General features: G+C 67.2%; 11 protein-coding genes and 1 pseudogene. 6 read left to right on the forward strand and 6 right to left on the reverse strand.

Annotated features, from left to right (window positions below; all coding sequences use genetic code 11):
- A partial coding sequence (locus AC04L7_RS07945) for a ribonuclease D (protein WP_475512789.1) occupies positions 1-618 on the reverse strand: 618 nt, incomplete at its 3' end.
- A gap of 121 nt (positions 619-739) precedes the next feature.
- Here AC04L7_RS07945 and AC04L7_RS07950 point away from each other — a divergent pair.
- The 6 genes from AC04L7_RS07950 (at position 740) to AC04L7_RS07975 (ending at position 5678) form a co-directional block, all read left to right on the forward strand.
- A complete protein-coding gene (locus tag AC04L7_RS07950; RefSeq protein WP_475512790.1) occupies positions 740-2578 on the forward strand; it encodes a formylglycine-generating enzyme family protein in 1839 nt (612 codons plus the stop codon).
- 17 nt (positions 2579-2595) lie between these two features.
- Complete coding sequence (locus AC04L7_RS07955) at positions 2596-3507, forward strand: M48 family metallopeptidase (protein WP_435997956.1); 912 nt, start codon at positions 2596-2598, stop codon at positions 3505-3507.
- A complete protein-coding gene (locus tag AC04L7_RS07960; protein WP_435997958.1) occupies positions 3504-4037 on the forward strand; it encodes an SRPBCC family protein in 534 nt (177 codons plus the stop codon). The genes AC04L7_RS07955 and AC04L7_RS07960 overlap by 4 nt, the downstream gene beginning before the upstream one ends.
- 34 nt (positions 4038-4071) lie before the next feature.
- Positions 4072-4311, forward strand: coding sequence for a hypothetical protein (locus AC04L7_RS07965; protein ID WP_296280209.1), 240 nt, complete (start codon positions 4072-4074; stop codon positions 4309-4311).
- Positions 4312-4338: 27 nt separating this feature from the next.
- Complete coding sequence (locus AC04L7_RS07970) at positions 4339-4689, forward strand: VOC family protein (RefSeq protein ID WP_435997960.1); 351 nt, start codon at positions 4339-4341, stop codon at positions 4687-4689.
- A 539-nt stretch (positions 4690-5228) separates the two neighbouring features.
- Positions 5229-5678, forward strand: coding sequence for a phage tail protein (locus tag AC04L7_RS07975; RefSeq protein WP_435997962.1), 450 nt, complete (start codon positions 5229-5231; stop codon positions 5676-5678).
- 3 nt (positions 5679-5681) lie between these two features.
- On the opposite strand, the gene AC04L7_RS07980 is transcribed toward AC04L7_RS07975, so the two are convergent.
- From AC04L7_RS07980 to phbB (AC04L7_RS08000), 5 genes and pseudogenes are all read right to left on the reverse strand, one after another.
- Positions 5682-5888, reverse strand: a complete 207-nt coding sequence (locus AC04L7_RS07980; RefSeq protein ID WP_435997964.1) for a hypothetical protein — start codon at positions 5886-5888, stop codon at positions 5682-5684.
- A 43-nt stretch (positions 5889-5931) separates the two neighbouring features.
- Positions 5932-6102, reverse strand: a complete 171-nt coding sequence (locus AC04L7_RS07985) for a hypothetical protein (RefSeq protein WP_155944648.1) — start codon at positions 6100-6102, stop codon at positions 5932-5934.
- A 53-nt stretch (positions 6103-6155) separates the two neighbouring features.
- Positions 6156-6895: pseudogene (gene phbB, locus AC04L7_RS07990) on the reverse strand (acetoacetyl-CoA reductase).
- A gap of 72 nt (positions 6896-6967) precedes the next feature.
- Positions 6968-7471, reverse strand: coding sequence for a polyhydroxyalkanoate synthesis repressor PhaR (gene phaR, locus AC04L7_RS07995; RefSeq protein WP_296280215.1), 504 nt, complete (start codon positions 7469-7471; stop codon positions 6968-6970).
- Between the two features lie 175 nt (positions 7472-7646).
- The coding region (phbB, locus tag AC04L7_RS08000; protein ID WP_475512791.1) for an acetoacetyl-CoA reductase at positions 7647-8168 on the reverse strand (522 nt) is incomplete at its 5' end.

Genomic DNA, 8168 nt, shown 5'->3' on the forward strand with positions numbered 1-8168 from the left:
CAGGAACTGTGCGCTGCGCATCGACAGGTGCGGCCAGCGTTCGATGTCTTCGCTGGCGGCATTCTCGACGAAGCGCGCGCAGTCCTCTTCCAGCCAGGCAAGACGGCCGCTGGCGACCAGCTGCGCCTGCAGGGCATCGTGCACGGCGAACAGATAACGCACGTCGTCGGCGGCATAGTGCAGCTGCGATTCGCTCAGCGGACGACGCAGCCAGTCGGAGCGCGTCTCGCCCTTGGCCAGCACAACGCCGGTGACGCGTTCCACCAGCTTCTGGTACCCCAGGCCCGCGGCGATGCCCGCGATCGCCGCGGCGATCTGGGTATCGAACAGGGGCGCCGGCAATGCATCGCACGCCACCTTGAAGGCCACCAGATCCTCGCTGGCGCTGTGCATGACCTTGGTGATCGCGGGATCGAGCAGCCAGGGGCGCAGCGCGGCGGTCATGCCCGGCGCGAGCGGATCGACCAGCAGCACGTCGTCGTCGAGGGCGATCTGCACGAGGGCGAGCTGCGGCCAGTAGGTGCGCTCGCGCACGAATTCGGTATCCAGCCCGATCCGCGTGGGCCGGCGCTGCAGGTGCGCATCCAATGCGGCGGGGGTGTCGATCCAGTGGGGCACGTGTTCTCCGCGTGATGCTTCGATTGCTCAGTCAGGGGACAATAACCTAAGGTCCGGGCTGTGCAGGTAGTGTCTGCCCGCATTGTCTCACGGGGGCGCAGGCTCCCATCACGGAGGGTGTTTGCGCGCGATCCTCGCCGCCTTGTTGCTGTCGCTGCCATGGCTGGCGGGCTGCTCGCGCGATGCGCCGCAGGCGCAGGACGCAGGTGCGGCCCGCGATGCCTTGCGCATGCCCAGTGTCACGGTCACCGGCGATGACAGCGGGGTCGAGGAACTCAATTGGCGACCGCCCCCGGTGGCGCTGGCGCCCCAGGACGTCGCCGATGCGCACAAGCGCGCTGCGGATGCACTGTCCGAGGGGCGCCTGTTCGACGGTCCCGATGACGCCATTCCCCTCTACCTTGCGTTGCGCGACATCGATGCGAACGATGCGAGGGCGAAGGCGGGACTGGACCGCAGCCTGGATCGCCTGCTGGATCAGGGCGCGCAGGCCGTGCGCCATGCCGAGGACCGGACCGAGTCGCTGCGTCGCGCCCGCCAGATCGCGGCCGTGGCACGCACCGTGGCGCCGGCCGATCCGGCGGTGGGCGCGTATCTGGCGCGGGTGGACGAAGCCGACCAGCTCACGCGCCTGAACATGGCCAGCGAGCGTGCGCTGCGTGAGGGCAGCCTGGGCGAGGCGGGCGGCGGCGCACTGGCCGGCTTCCACGAAGTCCTGAAGTGGAAGCCGGGCCAGGCGCGTGCGCGGCAGGGCATCGCCGCGGTGGAAAGCGCGATGATCCGGCGGGCGGAGGTGGCGGCACAGGCCAGTGACTTCGCCTCCGCGCGCATGTGGTTGGGACATGCTGCCGCCGTCCGCGACGACGCCCCGACGGTCGCCGATGCGCGCCTGCGCGTGGAGGGCATCCGCCTGGCGCGGATCATCGCGCTGAGGGATGCCGGCATCCGCGATCTGGCGACGCCGCTGGGGCTGAAGGACGCGCGCGTGAAGTTGGCCGAGGTGCTGCGCATCGCCGAACCCGGTGACCGGGTGGCTGCGGATTTCCGCCAGCGCATCGACCTGGCGACCCACTACGGCCTGTTCCGTCCCGGCCAGGCCTTCACCGACGCGCTGCACCATGGCGGGCGTGGTCCCGAAATGGTGGTGGTGCCGCACGGCGGCTTCAGCATKGGCGCGGCCGAAGACGAGGCCGGCGCGGCCGATGCCGAGAAGCCGGCCCATTACGTGCGATTCGACCGGGGATTCGCCATGGCGCGGCACCCGGTGACGGTGGGCGAATTCCGCCGGTTCGTCGAGGCCACCCAGTACCGCCCGCGCGCGACCCGCCGCGGACACTCGGTGGTGTACGACGAGCGCAGCGGCAACTTCGTGCGCCGCAGTGGCGTCGACTGGCAGTCCGACTATGCGGGCCAGCCCGCCAGCGACGACATGCCGGTGCTGCACGTGAGCGTGTACGACGCCGAGGCTTACGCCGAATGGCTCGCGGGCCAGACCGGGCACGGCTATCGCCTGCCCAGCGAAGCCGAGTACGAATACGCGCTGCGCGCCGGCCAGCAGGGCCGCTATCCGTGGGGCAACGGCCAGCCACCGCGCGGTGTCGCCAACCTCACCGGGGGCAACGACCGCTCGCCCAGCGGACGCAACTGGAACAACGCCTTCGTCGGCTATGGCGACGGTTATTGGGGGCCCGCGCCGGTGGGGCGCTTCCGCGCCAATGCCTTCGGCCTGAAGGACTTGGACGGCAATACCAGCGAATGGGTGGGCGATTGCTGGCATGCCAGCTACCGGCGTGCGCCGGCCGACGGCGCGGCGTGGTTCAATCCCGGCTGCCGGTCGCGGGTGGTGCGCGGTGGCTCCTGGGCCAGTTCGCCGGCGCAGGCGCGTGCCGCGTGGCGTTCGTCCTCGGATTCGGATATGACTAATGCGCGGGTGGGCTTCCGCGTCGTTCGCGGCATCTAGCCGCCAGGGAGAGGGTGATGAGGCAAGATCCTAACGGGCGCTCGCAGTACGGGCAGGGTGGCGGGCGTCGCGGCGGCGGACTGGGCAACCTGCGCTGGCTGATCCTGCTTGGCTTCCTGATCTATGGCGGCTGTTATTACCTGAACAATCGCGTGGTAGATCCTTATACCGGGGAGAAGGTGCTGATCGACAATTCGATCGGGGTGGAGGAGGAGAAGGCGCTCGGCCTGCAGGCCTACGAGGAAATCCTGCAGCAGGAGCAGCCGGTCGATCCCAACTCGCAGATCGCCCAGCAGGTGCGCACCATCGCCCAGCGGTTGATCGCGAAGGTGCCCGAGGTCGAGGCCGCCATCGCGGCGGAGAAAGGAACCCAGCCCAGCGGCAACTGGAAGTCCTTCGACTGGGATGTCAACGTCATCCAGTCCGAGCAGGCCAATGCCTTCTGCCTGCCCGGCGGCAAGATGGCCGTGTATACCGGACTCATCCCCGTCGCGCAGAACGCCGATGCGGTGGCCGTGGTGATGGGTCACGAGATCGCCCACGCGCTGCTGCGCCACGGCGCCCAGCGCATGTCGCAGCAGAAGCTCACGCAGATCGGCCAGATGGCGGGCGCGATGAGCGGCATGGACCCGCAACAGCAGCAGATGGTGATGGCCGCGATGGGGTATGGCTATCTGCTGCCGTACGCGCGTGAGCATGAAACGCAGGCCGACGAAGTGGGCCTGATGCTGGCTGCCGCGGCCTGTTTCAATCCGGAGGAAGCCGTTCCCCTGTGGCAGCGCATGAGCGAAGCCAGTGGCGGGCAGGCACCGCCGGAGTTCTCGTCCACGCATCCGAATCCCGGCACGCGCATCCAGAACCTCACCGCGTTGATGCCGAAGGCGAAGGAGTACCGCCAGAAGTTCTGCCCGCAGGGAGCGGCACAGTGAAGGCGCTGGCGGGCATTGTCCTGCTCGCCGCCATCGCGCCGGCGCAGGCAGCGATCAAGGACGCGCAGCCCGATGGCTTCACGATCGAGAACGCGGAATGGGTGCCGGTGTCGCCGCAGGTGGCGTACGCAGCGCTGACCGATGACGTAGGCCGCTGGTGGCCGGCCGACCATACGTGGTGGGGTGATGCTTCGAAGCTCTCCATCAGCGACAAGGTCGGTGGCTGCTTCTGCGAACTCAACGGCGCGCAGCAGGCATGGCACATGACGGTTGTGTTCACCGATCCGGGCAAGCTGATGCGCATGACCGGAGGCCTGGGCCCGCTGCAGGGCATGGGGCTGCATGGCGCACTGGAATGGCGCTTCGTCGAAGAAAAGGGCGGCACCCGCATCACCCTGTGGTACCGCGCCGGCGGTTACACGCCGGACGACATCGGCAAGTTCGCGCCCGTCGTCGACAAGGTGCAGGGCCTGCAACTCGGCGGCCTGGCCGCCTTCCTGCGCGAGGGCGCCGACGGCGCCCCACGCTGACCATCACTCCCACGTTCGAGGAAAGGACCACCGCATGAGCATTCGTTTGTCGGAAAAGGACAGTGGCCGCACGCTGGGCAGCATCTCKGACGCGGATTTCCAGATGCTGGTGGACTACATGGAAGAGGAATCTTCCCGGGACCAGGATTACTACGTCGAGCACACCGCCATCGATGCGCTGGAAGGCCTGGGGGCCAGCGCGGAGTTCGTCGCCCTGCTGCGCACTGCGGTGGGCGAGTCCGAGGGTGTCGATGTGGTGTGGTCGGCAGAGTAGGACGAGCACAGCGCACCGGAAGCCGCCATGTCCCACATCATTCCCATGCAGCCCGTCCGCCACCTGCCGCGGGCGATCGCCTTCTACGAGGCGCTCGGCTTTCTTGTCGAGGACCGGCGCGACGACTGGGGCTGGGCGAAGCTGCGGTGGGGTGACTGCCGGGTGATGCTGGACCAGTCCATCAACGTGAATCCCGACGCGCCGCGTGGTGCGGTGCTGTACCTGTATCCGGACGACGTCGATGCCTTCCACCGGCAGGCGCGCGCCTGCGGCCTGGAGGTGCCCGACCTCGACGAGACGTTCTATGGCATGCGTGAGTTCCGGATCGACGATCCGGATGGCAATCGCCTTTGGATCGGGCAGGCGCCGACAGGCTAGGTCGGTGGACTCGTCGAGGCGGGATCCTGCTCTCACATTCCTCGGGGCAGATGGCCCTCAGCGCACCTTCGATGGCACTCGGAATGCCGACGATGACCCTGTGAGCTCCACTCGTCTCACGTGAAAGGTCGACGATGGGGCTGCGAAAGCCAAGGGCATGGCACTCGGAAGCCCATCGATCACGCGCCGGGCTCCGTGCGTCTCACACGGAAACCCATCGATCGCTTTCCGGACGCCATCGCTGGGTTTCGGAATGTCATCCGTCTCATACGAAATGCCATCGATCGCTTTCCGAATGCCATGGGATCGTGCTCGGGGCGCCATCGATGGCTTTCCTAGCCCCACGCGGGGTGCTTCGAGCCCCGCGCGCGACCTTCCGGATGCCATCGATGGCATCCGGAAGGCCTGCGTTGTTCACTGGCAGGCGGTGAGCCGCAGACGGGTGTCGCATCGTTGACCTTCTTCACGATCGCCTTGCGTTGGGAAGAGGTCGGTCGCCGCGTGGCAGCCGGCCTTCCTCCCTCTCATGGAACCTGCCCATGGCCGTCCTGCGCGATCGTCCCTATCCCGGCATGAACTTTCTCGTCGATCTCGGCGATGGCAACACCGACGGTCCGGACTCGGGCGTGGCCGAGATCGTGTTTCCCGACGCCCGCCTGCAGGTCAACGAGTACCGCACCGGCAATGACCGCGTGAAGGAGGCGGAGAAGCTGCTCACCCTGAGCCATTACGGCAACCTGGTACTCCGCCGCGGGGCAACCGGTTCGCTGTCGTGGTATCGCTGGTGGGACGAGGCGCGCAACGGAGGCGCGGCCCAGCGCGATGTCCGCAGCCACCTGCTCGATGAGCAGCACACCACGACGGTGTTGTCCTGGCGTTTTCTGCGGGCCAAGCCAGTGGCCTACCAGTACTCGCCGATGCAGGCCCAGGTAGCGGACACGCTGTACGAGACTCTGGAGCTCGGGTTCGAACGGCTGGAAATGGAATAGGCGTCAGGCGCGCGGCGCGTCACGCAGGTACTCCAGCACGAAGCCGACGACGAGGCCCAGCACCACGCAGCCCACGGCGATCGCGGCGGAGGAGGGTTGCCTGCCGGTCAGGTCGAACAGCCCAACTCCGAGGCCGACGCCGAGCCACACGGGAATCGCGAAGCGGGGCTTCGACCACAGCGCAATCAGCAACGACCCGATCACTTCCATGCGGCGCTCCCAGTGGCGACTGCCGGGAGCATAACGCCAGCCGTCAGAGCTTGCTGAAGACCGTCGCCGCGACCAGCAGGCCGAAGCCGGCGACCACCAGCCAGAAGGCATGCGGGGCCAGCACCGGCACGTAGCCGAACTTGGCCGCGATGCCGCCGCCGCCGAGCAGCAGCGCGATCAGCCAGACACCGAAGGTGGGAGGAGTGAGTTTCATGGAAAGTTCTCGAAAAGGGTCCTGGAGGTGTCGGTGTTCGAACGGCAATCCGGTCAGAAGCTCATGAACAGGCCGCCGTTGACCGGCAGGTTGGCGCCGGTGATGTAGCCGGCATCGTCCGCCGTGAGGAAGGCCACCGCGCGTGCGATGTCGTCCGGTTGACCGATGCGGCCGACCGGCACCGAGGCGACGGTGCGCTCGCGCACGTCATCGGGCATGGCGCGGGTCATCGGCGTTTCCACATAGCCGGGCGAGACGCTGTTGACGGTGACGCCCTTGCGCGCGACTTCGCGCGCGAGCGACATCGAGAAGCCGTGCAGGCCGGCCTTGGCCGCGGCGTAGTTCACCTGGCCGAAGTTGCCGGTCTGGCCACTGACCGAACTGATGTTGACGATGCGGCCGAAGCCGCGCGCCTGCATGCCGTCCACCACGTGGCGGCAGAGATTGAACACGCTGTCCAGGTTCACGCCGATCACCGCGTCCCACTGCGACTTGTCCATCTTGCGCAGCGTCGCGTCGCGGGTGATGCCGGCATTGTTGACCAGGATGTCGAGCGTGCCGTGGCGGGCTTCCACGTCATGGACGAAGGTGGCGCAGGCATCGAAATCGGCCACGTCGACGACGGCGGTCTCGATGCCCAGCGCGGCGGTATGGCGGCCGAAGTGCTCGAGCCGCTCGGGCGATGCGGGCAGGTCGGCGGCGATCACCTTGCGGCCCTCGCGCGCCAGCGCCTGGCAGATCGCCAGCCCCAGCCTCCCAAGCCACCGGTCACCACGGCAATGCGTTGCGTCATGCGGAATTCCTATCGCGACTCAAAAAAAGGCCCGCGCAACGGGGCGCGGGCCGGGTTTCGCCACGTGGGACGTCAGCGCGAGCGCGGCTTCGGCGTCTCGCGTGGCGGATCCTTCGGCTTGACCGTGGTCGGACGGCCCATGCCACCGGTCAGGTTGCGCTGGAACTCCTGCCACAGTTCCATGTTGCGCTCGGTGAGCTGGTTCATCATGGTCCACGGCGTCTGGCCGAGCAGGTTGCCCATCTGGCTGCGGAACTGCTGCTGCTGCTCCATGAACAGCTGCATGCTGCGCTCCAGGTAATTGCCCATGAAGCCCTGCAGCGAATCGCCGTAGAAACGGATGATCTGGCTGAGCAACTGGGTGGACAGGATCGGTTCGCCGTCCTGTTCCTGTTCGCTGATGATCTGCAGCAGGACCGTCCGGGTCAGGTCGTCGCCGCTCTTGGCGTCGCGGACTTCGAAGTCTTCGCCATCGACGATCAGCTGGCGCACGTCCTCGATGGTGATGTAGCTGGAGATCTCGGTGTCGTACAGGCGACGGTTGGGGTACTTCTTGATGATGCGGATCGCAGCCATTGAGTCTTCGCTCTAAACGCGTATGGCGGCCAGCATGACGCAGCGCAACAGCCCTTGCAACAGGCCACACGGCAGGCCCGCCCTGTTCAGCCAGCCGGATTGCTGCGCAGCATGGAAACGGACGACGCCCCTTTCGGGGCGTCGGGGGAATGCGTGGGCAAGGACCTGCCGGGCCTTACCACCCCATGTGGTGGCCGCCGTTGATGTCTAGGTTCGAGCCGGTGATCCAGCTGGCCTGTTCGTCCACCAGGAACGCCACCGCATATGCGATTTCCTCGGGCTTGCCGAGGCGGCCGGTGGGGATGTCCGCGGCGATCTTGGCCCGTACGTCCTCCGGTACCGCCATCACCATGTCGGTGGCCACGTACCCGGGCGACACCGTGTTGACGGTGATGCCGAGCTTGGCGTTCTCGCGCGCCAGTGAAATGGTGAAGCCGTGCATGCCGGCCTTGGCGGCGGCGTAGTTGRCCTGCCCGTACTGGCCCTTCAGGCCGTTGATCGAGCTGATCTGGATGATGCGGCCCCACTTGCGTTCGCGCATGCCGTCGATGACCGGGCGGGTGACGTTGAACACCGAATTGAGGTTGGTGTTGATGACGTCGCCCCACTGGGTCGCCGACATCTTGTGGAAGGTGCCGTCGCGGGTGATGCCTGCGTTGTTGATCAGCACGTCGACCGGGCCGAGCGTCTGTTCGAC

The sequence above is a fragment of the Pseudoxanthomonas sp. LjRoot204_2 genome (assembly GCF_056175765.1).